Here is a 16,324-nt window from a genome sequence, read left to right on the forward strand (position 1 = left end):
CGCCTAGGCAGGCCTTGGCCGGTGCTTGCCACGGCCCACGCCGACTTATGCAGACCTTCCTTAGCGTATTTCCCTGGGGAGCGCTGCTCAGCGGCGCGCGCGCAACGCCGCCAGCCCGAGCAGCACGGCCAGCAGCAGACCAAAGGGCCAGAGGCCGAAGCGACCCAGCCAGCGCGCATAGGGCGTGGCACCACGGCGGCCCTCGACCTCAACCTCCAGCACGCCCGCCGTGTCGGCCGGCAAGCGGGCCAGCACCCGGCCGCGATGGTCGATGGCAGCGGTGGCGCCGGTGTTGGTGGCGCGGATCAGCGGGCGCTGGAACTCCAGCGTGCGCATGATGGAGAACTGCAGATGCTGGTCCTGCACCATCCAGCGGCCGAACCAGCCCAGATTGCTGGCGTTGGCCAAGACGGTGGCCATCTCTGGCGTCTCCTGTCCATTGGCATCGCCCTGCACGCTGGCGACGAAGTCCTCGCCGAACAAATCCTCGTAGCAGATCAGCGGTCGCACCCGCTGGCCGGCGACCTCGAGCGCGCGCTGATGCTGGCCGCGCGCCTGGTCATCCATTGGAATCTCGAGCAGGCGCACAAGCCAATGAAAGCCCAGCGGCGTGATCTCGCCAAAGGGCAGCAGATGGCGCTTGCCATAGGCGTAGGGTGCGCCTTGGCCAAAGGCGCTCAGCGAGTTGACGAAGCCATCCTGCTCATTGCCCAGAAAGGTACCTAGCAGCAGGCTGCGGCCACGGGCGCTGGCCTCGAAACGCTGCAACACCGCCTCGTCCAGATAGGCCAGCGGCACCGGCACCACCGATTCCGGCGTCAGCACCAGTTGGCCGCGCGCGCTGTCGACCTGAACGGCCAGATCGGCCAGGTTGGTGCCCCAACGCTCGCGATCGAACTTCTGTTCCTGCGGCACATTGGGCTGCACCAGCGAGGCGCGCAGCTGGCCGCTGGGCGCGGTGAAGTCCTGCGGCAGCAGTTGGCCCGCCAGCACGATCGCCACCCCCAGGGTCAGGGGCTTCCACGCGCGACCGACCAGACCCACTAGACCGGCGGCCAGCAGCGCCGCGATCAGACAGATGCCGTAAACGCCCACCCAGGGCGCAAACACCGCCAGCGGGCCGACCGTGTGCGCATAGCCGCTGGCAATCCAGGGAAAGCCGCTGAGCAGGCTGGCCCGCGCCAGCTCGCCCAGCAGCCAGCACAGGGCCCAGACGCCGCCGTGCCAGGCACCGATAGCGCCGGCGCCAGCCTCCGCAGGCCGGCCACGATCGCGCAGCCAGGCCGCCAGTGCCAAAGGCACGGCATGAAACAGCGCCAGACCCGCGGCCAGCAGCGCCACTGCCGCAATGGACAGCAGCGCCGGCAGATGGCCATGATCGTGCATGCTGATATAGAGCCACCACAGCCCCGAGCCCAGCCAGGCGAAGGCAAAGCAGGCGCCCAGCCAGGCGGCACGGCGTGGCGCCACCGACCAGCTCAAGCCTGCCAGCCAGGCCAGCGCCAAGATTTGCAAGGGCCAGGCCTCGGTGGGCGCAAACGCCGCGCAGTGCAGCAGGCCGGCCAGCAAGGCCTGCGCCGTCGCCCAGTGGCCAGACGAAACCACGTCCACCGACCGCCGGGCGCGCAAGCCCGCCAGGCTGAAGCGACTCACGCGGCGTCGTCGGCCGCAGCCGCCGGCAGGCCTGCCATGCGGTTGACCTTGAACCAGCGCACCGCGCCGCCGCGGGTCAGCATCACGGTGAAGCGCAGGCCAGCAATTTCGACGAGCTCGCCGCGCCGCGGCACATGACCATGCTCATGAGCCACCAGGCCGCCGATGGTGTCGAACTCATCCTCGGGCAGTTGCAGGGAAAAAGCCTGGTTGACGATGGCGATGGGGGCATCGCCAGGCACCCGCTGGCTGCCATCGGCCAGGGTGTAGATGCCGCCGTCGCCGTCCTTGTCGTCGAATTCGTCTTCGATTTCGCCGACGATTTCCTCCAGCACATCCTCGATGGTCAGCAGCCCGGCGGTGTTGCCGAACTCGTCGACCACCATGGCCAGGTGGTTGCGATTGGAGCGGAAGTCACGCAAGAGCTCGTTCAGGCCCTTGCTCTCCGGCACAAAGACCGCCGGCCGCAGCAGCGTGCGCAGATTGAGCTCCGGCGCGCGCTGCAGCTTCAGCAAGTCCTTGGCCAGCAGGATGCCGATGATGTTGTCGCGCTGCCCTTCGTAGACCGGAAATCGTGAATGGCCGGTATCAATCACCGCCGCCAGCAACTCTTCGTAACCGGATTCGATGTCGAGCAGATCCATCCGCGGCGCGGCGACCATCACATCGCCGGCGCTCAGCTCGGCCATGCGCAGCACACCCTCGAGCATCTGGCGCGATTCGGGCGCAATCAGCTCGCGGGCTTCGGCTTCGGCCAGCGTTTCAATCAGTTCCGATGTGGAGTCCGGCCCCGGATGGAGGAACTCCAGCATGCGATTCAAAAGCCCGCGCGGTTCGGCGGTACTGCGATGCCCCCCACTCTTGGCGTGGGGGAAGCGACTAGGCTGAGGTTCTGACACAGGTGTTCGTGTCGTAGTAGCGGAACGCTGAGAATAACAGCCCTGTGTGACACTCGCAGGTTGACAAGCCCGCCGGCTTGAAACACAGTCGGCCGCCCTCATCTGGGCGGCTCAGGTTCCCGCGCAGAATTCTTCGCCTCTTATCGCCTCTTCTCCACGACGCCCTCGTCGGCGCCAAGCAAAGCTGATCACCATGTCTCAAGGCCTCATTCCCGCCACCATACTCACCGGCTTTCTGGGCTCGGGCAAGACCACGCTGCTCAAGCGCGTTCTCCAAGAGGCCCACGGGCAGAAGATCGCGGTGATCGAGAACGAGTTCGGTGAGGAGAACATCGACAACGAGATCCTCGTTGCCGACACCAATGAGCAGATCATCCAGATGAGCAATGGCTGCGTCTGTTGCACGATCCGTGAAGACCTGCGCACCACGCTGTCCGATCTGGCTGCCAAGAAGCGCCGCGGCGAGCTGGATTTCGAGCGCGTCGTCATCGAAACCACCGGCCTGGCCGACCCCGGCCCGGTGGCACAGACCTTCTTCATGGACGACGAGATCGCCGAGAGCTATCTGCTCGACTCGGTGCTGACCCTGGTCGACGCCGTTCATGCCGACGAGCAGCTGAACACCCGCCAGGAAGCCCGCCGCCAGATTGGCTTTGCCGACCAGATCTTCATCAGCAAGAGCGATCTGGCCGAGCCGGTCAAGGTCGACGCGCTGGCCCACCGCATCAAGCACATGAACCCGCGCGCACCGCAGCAGCGGGTGCATTTCGGCGAGGTCGAGATCGCCCGCGTCTTCGATCTGCGCGGCTTCAATCTGAACGCCAAGCTGGAAATCGATCCGGACTTCCTGAAGACCGACGATCACGACCACCACCATCATCACGATCACGAGCATGGCGAGCACTGCGACCACCCGCACCACCATGCCCATGACGACGATGTGAAGTCCTTTGTCTACCGCGCCGAGAAGCCCTTCAACCCGGCCAAGCTGGAAGAGTTCCTTGGTGCGATCGTGCAGGTCTATGGCCCCAAGCTGCTGCGCTACAAGGGTGTGCTGTGCATGAAGGGCACCGACAAGAAGGTGATCTTCCAAGGCGTGCACCAGCTGATGGGCTCGGACCTCGGCCCGAAGTGGATGCCCGGTGAAAAGAAGATCAGCAAGATGGTCTTCATCGGCATCGACCTGCCCAAGGAGATCCTGATGCAGGGGCTGGATGGCTGCCTGGCCTGAGCGGGCCAGGTACTCCGCCCCCTCATCCAGACGAGACGTGGTATGAATTTGCTGGCCCTGGTGCCACACTCAGGGATGACGCCTAAGAAGGTACTGCTTGAGTACACAGCCAAGCTGGCTACAATCCGCGGCGCCCAAGACCGGCCAGGCCTCAAACCTGGTGCGAAATTGGCACAAAACCGGTTGTCATGACCGGCCCCGGTGGCAATACAGCCCGATGAAGCAGGTATAAAGCCTGCGAGGAGACTGAACGTGAGCAAGACCCCGGCCCCGAAATCCACCACGACGCAAACTGCTGCCGTGGCCACGGGGCGGCCGGCTGCAAAAGCAGGCAAAGCCGCCCCCAAGCCTCGTGCCGAGGAGCATGCTGCCGCCGTAGCGACCGCCGAAGCAGGCGCCCACCACACGGGCAACAGCCGCTTCGCCGACCGTTTTGCCCCACCGAAGCCGCCGACGCGACAAATGAGTAGTTCCGTGATTGAAACGCCCCGCCCCGCCGTGAAAGCCGACCCTAAGCTCGCCAATGCCTGGAAGACCAAGGCTGGTCATGAATTGACCGATGCCGAAGTCCTGGCCATGCCCGACTCCGAGTACATGAACGACAAGCAGATCGAGTTCTTCCGCGCCAAGCTGACGGAACTCAAGGAAGGTGTGCTGTCCAATGCCGGAGAAACCACCGAGCACTTGCGCGAAGACACCTCCATCGTCCCCGATCCGGCCGACCGCGCCACCATCGAGGAAGAGCATGCGCTTGAGCTGCGTACCCGCGACCGCGAGCGCAAGCTGCTGAAGAAGATCATGCAGTCGCTGGCCCGTCTGGACAGTGGCGACTACGGCTATTGCGATGAAACCGGCGAACCGATCGGCCTTGGCCGCTTGATCGCCCGCCCGACCGCCACGCTGTCGCTGGAAGCCCAGCAGCGTCGCGAGCTGAAGCAAAAGATGTTTGGTGATTGATGAAGGCGCCGACAGGCCGTCCCCTTGACGGCCCGTCGCCGACTGGCGGGCCGCGAATGCCGCCACCTCCTTCCTCCCTCACTTCCTCAGCAGGTCCAGAGCGCATGACGGATACGAAAGACGGCGAGAGCTTCTTCCGCAAGGTCGCGCGCTTTGTCGCCAACCCGACCACCGACTGGTCGGAAATCAACTCCCGCCAGGACGATCCCGAGAGCGATCTGGCCAAGGCCGAGTTGCGCGCCATGGTCGAGCGCAAGCGTCGCAACGACTTCGTGCGCAAGCGCGAGCTCGACATGCTGCGCCGCATCCGACGCGAAGGCCTGACCCCCGAGCAGCTGGCCGCGCTGGGCGCCGCCTCCTCGCGCATTGACGAAACCGACCGCGCCAGCGAGCCGAATTCGCGGATGGACCCCGGCGTCAAGGCAAAGATCGACCAGATTGAGCAGCAGATGGTCGGCGAAAGCTTCGCGCCCACGCAGATGCGCGGCAGCGGCGGGCCGTCTTCCGGTTTCTTCGAGACCAGCACCCGGCCCATCCATTTCGCACCGACGGTGCCTGCCGATCAGGTCGGGCAGGCGCGCGTCAGCCAATTCGCGCCGCCCGAGGTGGTCGAACGCCTGGAAGCCCAGCCGGCCCCGGCGGTGGCGGTGATGGGGGGCGGCATGTCGCCGCTGTCCGATGCCAAGCCCAGCATGCTGCCCGACCTGATGCCCTTGGAGCCGACCGGCCTGAGCTTCAAGGTCTCGGAGACCTCGGCCATCGAGGTCGCCGAACTGGTTCACGATGCCGAGCTGGACGAAGCCGTGATCGCCTTCGCCAATGCCGATAACGACAGCTGTGAGCGCAGCCTCACCGAGCTGACCCAGCATGGCGGCCTGCGCGCGCTGCATGCCGAGACCTGGCTGGTGCTGTTTGATTTCTACCGCGCCAGCGGCCAGCAGGCCAAGTTCGAAGCGTTGGCGCTGGACTATGCGCAGCAGTTCGGCCTCTCGGCACCGCAATGGTTCTCAATGCCCAAGCTGGTGGCCGAGAGCCTGCAGAAAGAGCGTCCGCCGCGCGGCATGCCCGGTGGTGTCAGCTGGACGGCTCCGGAATACGTCGACGCCGACAGCATCGCTCAGCTGCGCGCGCGCAGCGAGAGCCAGCCCCTGCCGTGGGTGCTGGACTGGAAGGACATGCGCCAGCTCGACGCCGAAGGCTGCGCCAAGCTGCGCGAGCTGTTCCGTGAATGGGCGGGCCGCAATCTGGACATTCGCTGGCTGGCCGGCGACCACTTCCTGCAGCAGCTCAAGGACCTGGCCCCGGTGGGCATGCGCGATGTCGATCCGGCCTTCTGGATGCTGCGCATGGAAGCGCTGCGCCTGGTCAACCGCCCCGATCAGTTCGACGAGGCGGCGATCGACTATTGCGTCACTTACGAGGTCTCACCGCCGTCCTGGGAGCGTTGCAAGTGCAGCGTGCGGGTCAGCGGCAACAGCTTGTCGACCACCGGCCATATCAGCACTGCGCCGCCGCCCGAGCCGACCGTTTTCTTCGAGTCGACCATCACCGAACAGACCCGCATGCCCAATGCCGTGCAGCTGGAGCTGTCGGGTCAGCTCAGCGGCGATATCAGCGAGACGCTGAAACTGATGAGCAGCGAACTCGGCAGCGCCACCATGGTCAGCATCGCCTGCCCCAAGCTGATCCGCCTGGACTTCATGGCCGCCGGCGATCTGCTGAATTGGGTGCTGCAACGACGCAGTGAGAACCGCAGCGTCGAGTTCCTGGAAACCCACCGGCTGGTCGCACTGTTCTTCGGTGCCATGGGCATCAACGAACACGCAAAGATCAAGATCCGCCAAATCTGAGGCGCCGATACAGCCGCCTCGGCCGTGCAGGCGGCGATCCCGTTCAGCCGGCTGGCGTGCTCTGGTCGGCAAGCTTTTCGTTCGCGGGCGGTCGCGGCTTCATCAGCACGACGATCCGCGGTGCATAGTCGTAGGCAGCGCCGCTGGCCCCGTCGACAACGGCACCGGCGATGCCACCATAGGCGGCGCCCACCGTCCCGCCAGCCACCACACTGACACCGACCATGGGGCCGACGAAGGGCAAGGTGATGGGTGCCAGCACGCCGAGCAGCACGCCAATGCCCGCGCCTATGCCTGCGCCTTTGACGGCCGAGTTGCCGACTTTGCTGTCCGACTCCTGTGCGACCGGCGTCGATGTGGCCATCACCCAGTCTGACGACTCACAGCTGACAAACAACTGCCCGTCGGAGCGTTTCACACGCACCTCGCCAGGCGCCTGGACCCGCCATTGGCCGAGCTTGTTGCTCAGCACGCAGGACACGCCAGCGACGGCCTGCCCGCCTTCTTGTTGCGCGCTGAGCTGAATGGACTGCTCGACACCGTCAGACACGGTGGCACAACCGCCCAGCAAGCCGCCAGCCGCAATCAGCGATGCCAACGCCCGAATCTGACGCTTGTTCATCTTTTTTCTCCTCGAGCCTCCATTGACCCGGCGCGGAGCATCCACGCCGGCCCTGGCCTTGTCAAGGCGCTTGACGCTTGTCAACTCGCGGCGCCGGCCCTAGGCTTAGCCTCGCACCATGCCGCATCGACTCACCACCCGCACCTGGGGCCTGGCACGGCCCACCGTCCTCAATGCGGCCGCCACCCGCGCCGAGCGCTGGTGGCGCTGGCCGGTGCTGTGCGCCTTGCTGGCGACGATTCCAGCCTTCTATATCGAGCTGCTGGAGAACCTGCCCACGCCCCTGGCCATCGCGATCTATCTGTTCGCTGCCGCGATGGTGGCCACCTCGCTGTGGCGGGTGTCGCGACACCTCAGCCATCCGCGCCAGTACCTGCGCAGCAATGGCCTGGACCTGATGCTGATCGCCGGCCTGCTGATGGCGGCGGCGCTGCCGCCCAGCCTGGAATCGGGCGTCGCCCTCGCAGCCCGGCTGATGATTTCGCTGCTGACCCTGGTGCGCATGGTCTGGGCGGTCAAATCCTGGCTGACCCGCGGCGGACTGGCCTACCTGCTGCTGCTGGCGCTGATGGTGCTGGCCTTTTGCGGCGTCGGCTTCTGGGCGCTTGAGCCCCGCGCCCATTCCTTGGGCGACGGCCTCTGGCTGGCCTTCACCACCGCCGCCACCGTCGGCTATGGCGATATCGTGCCCACCACCGCCGCCTCGAAGATCTTCGCCGTCTTCGTCGTGCTGCTGGGCTACGCGGTGCTTTCGCTGGTCACCGCCGCCATCGCGGCGATGTGGGTCGAGACGACCGAGCGCCGCGTCGAGCACGAGATCCTGCACGACCTGCATGCCCAACTCAGCGCCCTGCATGAAGAGTTGCGCCAGATGCGCGCCGAGCAGTCTCAAGCCAGTACAGACGCCACAAGACCTCGACCCTGAGGCGACGTCTTACCGGCTCGGGCCTGTTGATACAACGGTCCAGGAAGGTCTGCGTCTGGCGGCGTTCCAACGCCGTCAATCATTCAGAAAAATCCACGTTAGTCACTCTCTTATAACGTTATTGCGCCATTACGAATAACACCTGAAATACCTTCCACGTTGACCACTTCAATGCATCTGCTTAGCCTTAATCCGCTGCCATACGCAGCACATCGACGCGGCCGCAACTGATAAAGGCCTGCGGCGGTGTCTTCGCAATTGAACAGGGATTGATATGAAGAAAGAGGCTTTTCTTATCTGCGTGCTGCTCGGTCTGTCGACGCTGGCAGCGGCCCAAAACCACGAGGCGGCGCACACTGCTGGCCCGGACCAGCGCACACTCGATCAAATCGAGCTGCAGCGCCAACTGGCCCCGATCAAGAGTGCGCAGGACCTGACCGAGTACCTGAACCGCAAGCTCCCCGATTCGCCGCTGAACAAGCTTTCCCCTGCAGCTCGCAAGCGCTTCATCGAGAGCCTGCGCTTCAACGAGAAGGGATTGACCACCTTCCAGTACACCGATCTCGAGTCGGAACTCTCGGTGAGCGAGATCTATCAGGTGCTTTCGCTATTCGGTGTTCAGCACTATGCCGCCGGGATTCGCGGCGCACGCATCTCCAGCCCGACAGATCGTTTGATCAGCAACGCCAATTTCTGTGCCCCCTACCTGGCGCCCGCGCTATCGCAGGCGACCCCGGCCCGCGGTCTTTGTGATCACGACAACTACCAATGCATCGGCCGCGCAACATGTGAATCGTCGGGCGGCCGCATCTGCACGAGCAATTGCTGAGCCACTGGAAAGCGCTCTGCCTCAGCCGCCCATGAGCATGGATCGCCACAGCTTTCTCAAGCGGTTTGGGGCACTTGCCCTGAGCAGGGCGCTGCCGCTGACCTGGGCAGCGGCGCCAGTCAGCGGCCAGCCTGCCACGGCCGGGGTCGGTTCAAACGCCGACTTGCTTGAGCGACTGGATGTGCAGACGGAACGCTGGTTCGACAATACCTTCAGGATCGAAATTGACGAGCTCAATGCTGGGCTGGCGTTGTTGGCCATGGCCCGGCATGCCGGCATGCTGAGCAGTCGGCACATCAAGGCGGCCTACGGGGTCTTGGTCGCGCAGTGGTTGCTGCCCGAGGCCGAGCAACTCGTGGCGGGCAGGCCGCAATGGCGAGAGTGCCGGCTGCCCAAGCTGGCGAGCCCGCGCGCGACTTGGCCGAATGACGGATTTCGCCTGTGGCACATCAATCGGCGCGGCGAAGCCCTGCTGAGCCGGCTGGACATCGCCGCCCGTCCGCGAGTCATTATCAGCACCGGTCTCGGCTGTGGCTTCAGCGCCCGGGCCATCAGAGAGATTCAGGCAGATCAGCGTCTAGCCAGGCGGCTTGCCGACGCGGCCGTGTTCCTGTCGCTGCCCGACTCCGCCTTGGACCTGTCCGAGCATGCGGCCTGGATCGAACGCAACAAGCCCTTCGATCTGGCCTTCATCCATCGCCTGAGCGACTGGCCCATGATCGACCGGTTCGAAACCCCGGTCTTTTTCTTTCTGCGCCAGGGCGTGCTGCATGACACCATGATTGGCTGGCCCGCTGGCGGACGCATGCGCGAGCTGGAACAGGGTCTGGCGGCCATCGGCATTTAGGCCTGCCGCCTTCCCCTCAGTTCCGGCCGCCACGCATGGCCCGCCGCCGCCATCCCATCACCAGCATGCCCATCATCAACATCGCCCAGGTCGCTGGCTCCGGCACCGGCTGGGCGCTGAACACTGCGCCGGTGCTGGCGTTGAAGCTGAAGTTGCTGATCTGGTAGGCGTCGGCGCTGGCCGTGTAGCTGACCTGATTGAACAGGCTGGCATCAAGCCCATGGCCGCCCTGTTGCAGGAAGGTGTTGACCCCAAACAGGCCGCTGGCCTGGAAGGCGTTCGGGTCGGTATTGCCGAGGAAGTGGAAGCTCAGCTGCAGCTGGTCCAGCGACACGCTCGCGCCATTGGCAAACAGCAGCTGATCGGTGACAAAGCCGCCATGGCCATCGGACTGCACCTCCAGCACCAGTCGGCCGCCTGCCTGATTCTGGAAGCTACCCTGGATATGCAACGTCCCGGGCGAATTGCCCGGGCTGAAGACGCCGCGGTTGATGACGTTGCCGATCAGCGTCCCGGTGCCGCCCACATAGCCATGCCCGCCCACCTCAATGGTCTGCGCCGTGAGCACGCTGCCGTCGTTCACGATCAGCGTGGCCACGCCGGTGTCGCTGCCGTTCCATGCCCCGACGCCCACATAGCCGGCCTGTGCCGACGAACCCTCGCTGAGCCTGAGCTGGCCGATGCCCGCAGCATCACGCGCGATCAGCAGGCTGCCATCGCCCAGCTGCAGCTGGCTGGCGCCGCGGAAGGTGGCCAGGCCCTGGCCATCGTGGCCGATCACCACCATCGCCGCCCCTGGCCCCGCATTGAGCGCGATGCTGGAGCCGCCAGCAACGTCGAGCAGGCCACTGCCCTGGTTCTGAACGAAGTTGCCGCCGAGCACCAGATGCGCCCCTTCGCTGCCGGCATTGCTGATCACAAGCGAAGCACCATGGTCCAGGCTGAGGCTGCCGGTCCCCCCTGCGCCTGAGCCCAGCGCCACCCCAGCACCGATGGCAATATTTGTCGCCCCCGGCAACCACTGCCCGCCAAGCTGCATGCTGGCCGCGTCCAGCTTGATCGTCCCGCGCCCGCCATCGCGCCCGACCATCACGGCCGTGCCGATGAACTGTGCGCCATTGCTGACCGTCATGCTGCCGCTGCCATTGGCATAGCGGCCAACGGCCAGCCCCGCGTTAAAGCCATCCTGACGAATCTCCGACCCCAACCCGCTCAGCTGCAGCGTGCCAGCTGCTGCGCTGGATGGCCCATTGCCCACGGTCATCCAGGTGAACAGCGCTTCATCGGCATTGGGCACGCGGTCCCCCTGCATATGCAGCTTCGCGCCATTGCTGATGCTCAGGCTGCCGAAGCCGTTCTGGCCAACGAGGACCAGCGGGTTGATGCCATAGTCCGGGCTGGCGACCGTGTGCATATCGATCAGGCTGCCGGCGCCATCCAGGCGCAGCGCCCCTTGCGCGGCACGCCCGCTGCCATCGACGCCCTCGCCGATGACCACATAGTTCTGAAGCGCGGAACTCATCAGCAGCTGCGCGCCGTTGCTGATCGAGGCCGAACCAACGCCGCCGCTGCGACCGACCTGCAGGCTGGCGAATTCGGGCCCGAAGATCGCACGCGTTGCCGCACCATCCAGCTTGAACTGGCCAAAGCCGCCCTGTGTGCCCATCTGCACCAGGTTGATACCCAGCAGCTGAGCGCCATTGGCAACGCTGAGGCTGGCCATGCCAGCATTGCGGCCGATCCAGATTGCCGAGGACCCAGCGTCAGCAAAGCTGAGCGCTGAGCCAGCGCCGGTCACCAGCATGCTGCTCTGCCCGCCATCGCGCGCCAGCACCAGCTGATTGCTGCTGTTCGCATCTGAACTGAATTGCAACTGCGCCCCGTTGCGCACCGTGATGCCGACCTGCACGTTCTGCACCGCGCCGGCGCCCCCGGTGTTCAGGCCGGTAGAGAAACCCGCGACCTGCGCTTTCGTCCCGGCCCCACCCTGCACATGCCAGACCGAACCTGGCCCGTCCAGCAGCACATTGACGCTGACGCGCTCGCTGCCATCGGCCGCCGGCCCGTTGCCGGAATTACCCATGCGCACCGACTCGGTTTCCAGCCGCCCGCCATTGAGCACCCGCAGATCGACCCGCGTGCTGCCGCCCGGCTCGCCCGCGATATAGCTGCCCAGCGGCGGCGCGCTGACGTAGCTGCCGCCAACGTAGAAGGTGTCGAGGAAGCTGGCCCTGGAGCCAGCACCAGTGATCGTCAGGCGCGCATCGGCGCCGGCGTTGTTGGCGATGAAGGTGCCGCACCAGTGCGTCAGGCAGGTTGATGCATCGAGCGTCGCGTCGAGCACGCCGCCGTTGCTGATCGTCAGCTGGCCCTGTTCCAAGCCGAGGCGATGGAAGTCGACGGCGCTGAGTTCAACACGCGAGGCCTGCCCGCCTTGGCTGCCGCTGATCGATGCCGTGCCCCAGCCGCTCAGATTGCCGCTGCCAATCTGCAGGCGATTGGCCTGCACCAGCGCGCCGTTGCTGACGGCAAGCGAGCCCTGTCCATCCGGGCCGATTTCGAGCCGGCCCGAATTCGGGTCGCCGCTGACAGTGCTGAGTGCCAGACGGCTCCCGGCATCGGACAGGAGCAAGCTGCCCTGCGCGCCCTGCGTGCCGACGCTGATCTGCTGCGCCCCGGTCCACTGCGCACCACTGAGCACTTGCATCGTGCCCTGCCCCAGCTGGTCGAACGCCGGGCCGCCGCGCCCACCAATCGTGGCACCGCGCCAGTCACCGCTCATCGCCAGGCTCGCCCCGTGGCTCAGCGTCAGCTGGCTGTTGCCGCCGCCGTGGGCCACCCCCAGGAAGCTGTGCGCGCCACCGGTCAGGGTCAGACCACTGCCGAGCCCGTCGACCAGCACCTGGCTCTGTCCGCCGCCCCAGTCCAGCGCGAAGGTCGTGTCGGCCGAGGGCGCTGACTGCAGCAACAGCTGTGCGCCGTCCAGGATGTTGACGAAGCTGACATTGCCCGCGCGAGCGCCGCTGGACAGCACCGCATTGCCATGGCTGGTCGGGCCGCCGATCAGCTCCAGCCGCGAACCGGCGCCCTGCACCGTCAGATAGGCATAGGCCGTCTCGCCGCCAGTGCCGCTGGGTGAAGGCAGACCGCCAGCCAGGGCGAGTCGGTCGGTGCGCAGCAGCCCGCCGTGGTCAATGGTGATATGGCCCCTGGTCTGTCCACCGGGTTGGCCGAAGGTCCAGGGCTCCAGCGGCGGACGGGCGACATTGATCCAGGCCACTTCGAGTCCGCCCACAAAGCTGGCCTGCGAACCTGCGCCGTCGATCAGCAGCCGGCCATCGGAGCCGGCCGCATTGCCGATCTGGTTGCCGCACCACTGGTTGACGCAAGCGGCCGAGCTACCGTCGGCCAGCAACTGGCCGCCTTGACGAATCTCCATCAGGCCCACGCCGTTCTGCCCCAAGGCCAAACGTCCGTTGCCCACACCGTCCAGTGTCAGGCGGGCGTTCTGACCGAGCAGCACGGTGCCCTTGCCGCTGCCGTTGTCGCCGACCCGAAGCAGTCCGGCATGCAGCTGGGCATCGTTCAGTTCCAGCACGCCCACGCCGCCATTGCCGACGCTCAGTGCCCCGGCCATGCCGAAATCGGCCATGCTGCCGCTATTCATTTGCATGCGCCCTTCAGCACCGATTTCGCCGATCGACGAAAAGCCGCCATCGACGACGTTCAGTTGCGCGCCGTTGGCCAGCTGGAGCGTTGCGGTCGAACGGACACCTGCGCCAATATGCAGATGCGCTTGCGGATCGTTGAAGGCATTGCCGCTGATGTTCCAGCGCGTGCCCACACCGTCGATCACCACATTGGCAAAGCTGCGTTCGGTTCCCGTGGAACTGGGCCCCGTCCAGCTGGCACCAATGCTGGCCGAACCGGTGCTCAGCAAGGCGCCCTGCAACACCTGCACGTTGCCGTGGCTGTCCTGCCCGGGCGTGCCAAAGCCTGGCTGGGCATAGCGCGCACCAACATTGAACCAGCCCGCCAGCAGGGCCTGGCTGCCTGCGCCGCTGACCGTCAGGCTGCCCGAGGAGCCGGCCGTATTGCTGATGATGGTGCCGCAGTTGCGCCAGCCCTGCGCGCAGGCGGCCAGATCCACGGTCGAATCCAGCGTGCCGCCATTGCTGACCAGGAGCGTGCCGACGCCGTAGTGGCCAATCTCCAGTCTGAAATCATTGCCGCCGGCATGAAGCTCCAGACGGCTGCCGCTGCCATCAATCTTGACATCGCCGCTGCCACCACCGGCCGCCACCCGCAGCCCCGCCAGACTGACCTGGCTGCCGGCCAGCACCTCAAAGCTGCCATTACCACCGGCGCCGACGTAGAGCAGGCTGCCCGGCAGATTGACATCGCCCGGGCCGATGGGCGCCGGGTTGCCGGGGTCCAGCCAATAGGGGCCGCTGAGCTGAACCGTGGCCTGGCCCGGTGAGCAGACCAGGGCCAGCAGCGCGGCCTGGGCCATGGCCAGCGCCAGGCGGCGCGGCTTGAATGACTGACGCTTGACGACTTGCATGACAACCCCATCCTTGATGTTTTTGGATGGGTGCCAGCATCGGGCTTGACCCCGCGTGGCGAATCATCAGCTTTGCGGATTCGCCTTGGCAATGACGCGGCTCAGAGCGCCAGTCGATGCGCCTGCAGGCTGAGCATGCCGTCGAAGATCAGCGACTCGTGCAGCTCGTGTTCGATCTCCAGCGTCGGCGAGACCTTCCAGCCGGCACCGCCGGTCATCAGCGTCAGCGGCGCCTCGCCGCAGCGCTTGCTCAGATGCCGGTGCATCCGCTCGATCGCCCCGGTGATCGCGTAGGTGCCCCCGCTGGTCAGCGCATCGGAGGTGTTGGTCGGGAACTCGCGCACCTCGCCGGTCGGCACGCGCAGGCCGGCGGTGCCGCCTTCCAGTGCGCGCAGCATGATGCCGTGGCCGGGCAGGATCAGGCCGCCAAGGAAATTACCCTCGGCATCGAGGGCGTCAACGGTCACCGCCGTGCCGATCATCACCACCAGCGCCGGGCGCGGCCGGCCGCGCTGCAGCACATGGGAGCGGGCGCCGATCAAGGCGACGAAACGGTCGGTGCCCAGGCGGCCAGGATGATCGTAGCCATTGCTGACGCCACCGGCCTGCGCGCTGGACACCACCCAGCGGGCTTCGTTGTCCCACAGTTCCAGCTGCTCCTCAACGCGTCGACGCACCGCGTCGCCGGCGACATTGCAGCCCAGCACGCTGTGCGGCGGGGCCAGCGTCTTCCAGTCGCCCTCGGCCAGTTGATCAATGTTCTCCAGGAAGACGGCGCCATGGGCCAGCATCTTGCTGCCCGGCTGCGGGGCGGCATAGCAGGCCCATTTCAGGCGGGTATTGCCGATGTCGATGGCGAGAAAGCTCATGGTGCTGAGAAGCGGGAACAAAGGCCCCGGCAGGCGGCGACGGGGCAAAGCCTAACAGCTTTGCATCGCCTCGCTGACCGAGCCTCGCCCGTCCGCCGATGCGGCGGCCTGCCCCCGGGCTGCTGCAGTCTGTCGAAAGCGGTTTGGCGGCCGGCCGGGCGCTCTCTAGGCTGCGAGCCATCGCATGCCCGCCATGCCCATCCAGCCCCAGCCATGCTCACCCTGAAGAATCTTGTGAAAACCTATGGTGCACTGCGCGCCGTCGACGATGTCTCGCTGGAACTGCGCCCCGGCGTGGTCGGCCTGATCGGCCACAACGGTGCCGGCAAGACAACGCTGATGCAGATGCTGGCCACACTCAGCAAACCCAGCAGCGGCCAGATCCTGCTCGACGGCCAGGACATCGTCGCCCATCCGGAGCTGATGCGCCGCCGGCTCGGCTATCTGCCGCAGGACTTTGGCGTCTATCCGCATCTGAGCGCCCTGGAGTTCCTGCAGTATTTCGCCGCACTGAAGGGTGTACGCGACCCGGCCCGCATCCGCCGGCTGCTGGAACTGGTCAATCTGCAGGACCACGCCCACCGTCAGGCAGCCGGCTTTTCCGGCGGCATGCGCCAGCGCCTGGGCATCGCGCAGGCCTTGTTGAACGACCCCGATGTGCTGATCGTCGACGAGCCCACCGCTGGCCTGGACCCCGAGGAGCGGCTCCGCTTTCGCCATCTGCTCAGCGAAATCGGCTTCTCCAAGCTGGTCATCGTGTCCACCCACATCGTCTCGGACGTCGAGAACATGGCCGGCCATCTGGCCATCATGCGCCAGGGCAAGCTGGTCGTCTACGAATCACCGGAAGCGCTGCTGCAGCGCGCCCGCGGACAGGTCTGGTCGGCGCTGCTGGAGCCGCAGCACTACGAAAGCTTGCGCGGCCAGGTTCATGTCTTGCAGGCCCAGCGCATCGGCGCGCAGATCCAGGCCCGCATCAGCCATGCGAGCCAGCCCTGCCCTGGTGCGCTGCTGAGCGAGCCCAGCCTGGAGGAAGCACTGATGGCGCAGCGTTATGCGCTGCAGGCCGCATGAGGAG

General features: G+C 65.9%; 12 protein-coding genes. 7 read left to right on the forward strand and 5 right to left on the reverse strand.

Going from position 1 to position 16,324, the window contains the following annotated elements; all coding sequences use genetic code 11:
* Positions 1 to 87: 87 nt before the first annotated feature.
* Together lnt and RQP53_RS16115 are read right to left on the reverse strand one after the other, a co-directional pair.
* Positions 88 to 1,653, reverse strand: coding sequence for an apolipoprotein N-acyltransferase (gene lnt, locus RQP53_RS16110; protein ID WP_315651686.1), 1,566 nt, complete (start codon positions 1,651 to 1,653; stop codon positions 88 to 90).
* Entirely contained in the window at positions 1,650 to 2,552 is a 903-nt protein-coding gene (locus RQP53_RS16115) for a CorC family transporter (RefSeq protein ID WP_434064103.1), read from the reverse strand. The genes lnt and RQP53_RS16115 overlap by 4 nt, the downstream gene beginning before the upstream one ends.
* Before the next feature lie 193 nt (positions 2,553 to 2,745).
* On the opposite strand from RQP53_RS16115, the gene RQP53_RS16120 reads away from it, so the two are divergent.
* The 3 genes from RQP53_RS16120 (at position 2,746) to RQP53_RS16130 (ending at position 6,590) form a co-directional block, all read left to right on the forward strand.
* The gene (locus tag RQP53_RS16120; protein ID WP_315651688.1) at positions 2,746 to 3,783 is read left to right on the forward strand and encodes a CobW family GTP-binding protein; all 1,038 of its coding nucleotides are present in this window, start codon (positions 2,746 to 2,748) and stop codon (positions 3,781 to 3,783) included.
* Positions 3,784 to 4,035: 252 nt separating this feature from the next.
* Positions 4,036 to 4,740 carry an RNA polymerase-binding protein DksA gene (gene dksA / locus RQP53_RS16125; RefSeq protein WP_434064106.1) on the forward strand — a complete coding sequence of 235 codons (705 nt, stop codon included), beginning with the start codon at positions 4,036 to 4,038 and terminating at the stop codon, positions 4,738 to 4,740.
* A 104-nt stretch (positions 4,741 to 4,844) separates the two neighbouring features.
* A complete protein-coding gene (locus tag RQP53_RS16130) occupies positions 4,845 to 6,590 on the forward strand; it encodes a hypothetical protein (RefSeq protein ID WP_315651689.1) in 1,746 nt (581 codons plus the stop codon).
* A 43-nt stretch (positions 6,591 to 6,633) separates the two neighbouring features.
* Here the strand turns inward: RQP53_RS16130 and RQP53_RS16135 are convergent, their stop codons facing one another.
* Positions 6,634 to 7,212, reverse strand: a complete 579-nt coding sequence (locus RQP53_RS16135) for a hypothetical protein (protein ID WP_315651690.1) — start codon at positions 7,210 to 7,212, stop codon at positions 6,634 to 6,636.
* A gap of 118 nt (positions 7,213 to 7,330) precedes the next feature.
* Between RQP53_RS16135 and RQP53_RS16140 the strand changes: the two genes are divergently transcribed.
* From RQP53_RS16140 to RQP53_RS16150, 3 genes are all read left to right on the forward strand, one after another.
* Positions 7,331 to 8,137: a potassium channel family protein gene (locus RQP53_RS16140; protein WP_315651691.1), complete on the forward strand. Its 807-nt coding sequence runs from the start codon at positions 7,331 to 7,333 to the stop codon at positions 8,135 to 8,137.
* Between the two features lie 274 nt (positions 8,138 to 8,411).
* Complete coding sequence (locus RQP53_RS16145) at positions 8,412 to 8,966, forward strand: hypothetical protein (protein ID WP_315651692.1); 555 nt, start codon at positions 8,412 to 8,414, stop codon at positions 8,964 to 8,966.
* Between the two features lie 37 nt (positions 8,967 to 9,003).
* Positions 9,004 to 9,813, forward strand: a complete 810-nt coding sequence (locus RQP53_RS16150; RefSeq protein WP_315651693.1) for a hypothetical protein — start codon at positions 9,004 to 9,006, stop codon at positions 9,811 to 9,813.
* A 16-nt stretch (positions 9,814 to 9,829) separates the two neighbouring features.
* Here RQP53_RS16150 and RQP53_RS16155 read toward each other — a convergent pair whose 3' ends face one another.
* Together RQP53_RS16155 and RQP53_RS16160 are read right to left on the reverse strand one after the other, a co-directional pair.
* Positions 9,830 to 14,377 carry a beta strand repeat-containing protein gene (locus tag RQP53_RS16155; protein ID WP_315651694.1) on the reverse strand — a complete coding sequence of 1,516 codons (4,548 nt, stop codon included), beginning with the start codon at positions 14,375 to 14,377 and terminating at the stop codon, positions 9,830 to 9,832.
* A 101-nt stretch (positions 14,378 to 14,478) separates the two neighbouring features.
* Positions 14,479 to 15,246 carry a type III pantothenate kinase gene (locus tag RQP53_RS16160; RefSeq protein ID WP_315651695.1) on the reverse strand — a complete coding sequence of 256 codons (768 nt, stop codon included), beginning with the start codon at positions 15,244 to 15,246 and terminating at the stop codon, positions 14,479 to 14,481.
* 213 nt (positions 15,247 to 15,459) lie between these two features.
* On the opposite strand from RQP53_RS16160, the gene RQP53_RS16165 reads away from it, so the two are divergent.
* Entirely contained in the window at positions 15,460 to 16,320 is an 861-nt protein-coding gene (locus RQP53_RS16165; RefSeq protein WP_315651696.1) for an ABC transporter ATP-binding protein, read from the forward strand.
* The last annotated feature ends 4 nt before the right edge of the window (positions 16,321 to 16,324 follow it).

It is taken from the genome of Roseateles aquae (assembly GCF_032337115.1).
GTDB lineage: Bacteria > Pseudomonadota > Gammaproteobacteria > Burkholderiales > Burkholderiaceae_C > Roseateles_C > Roseateles_C aquae.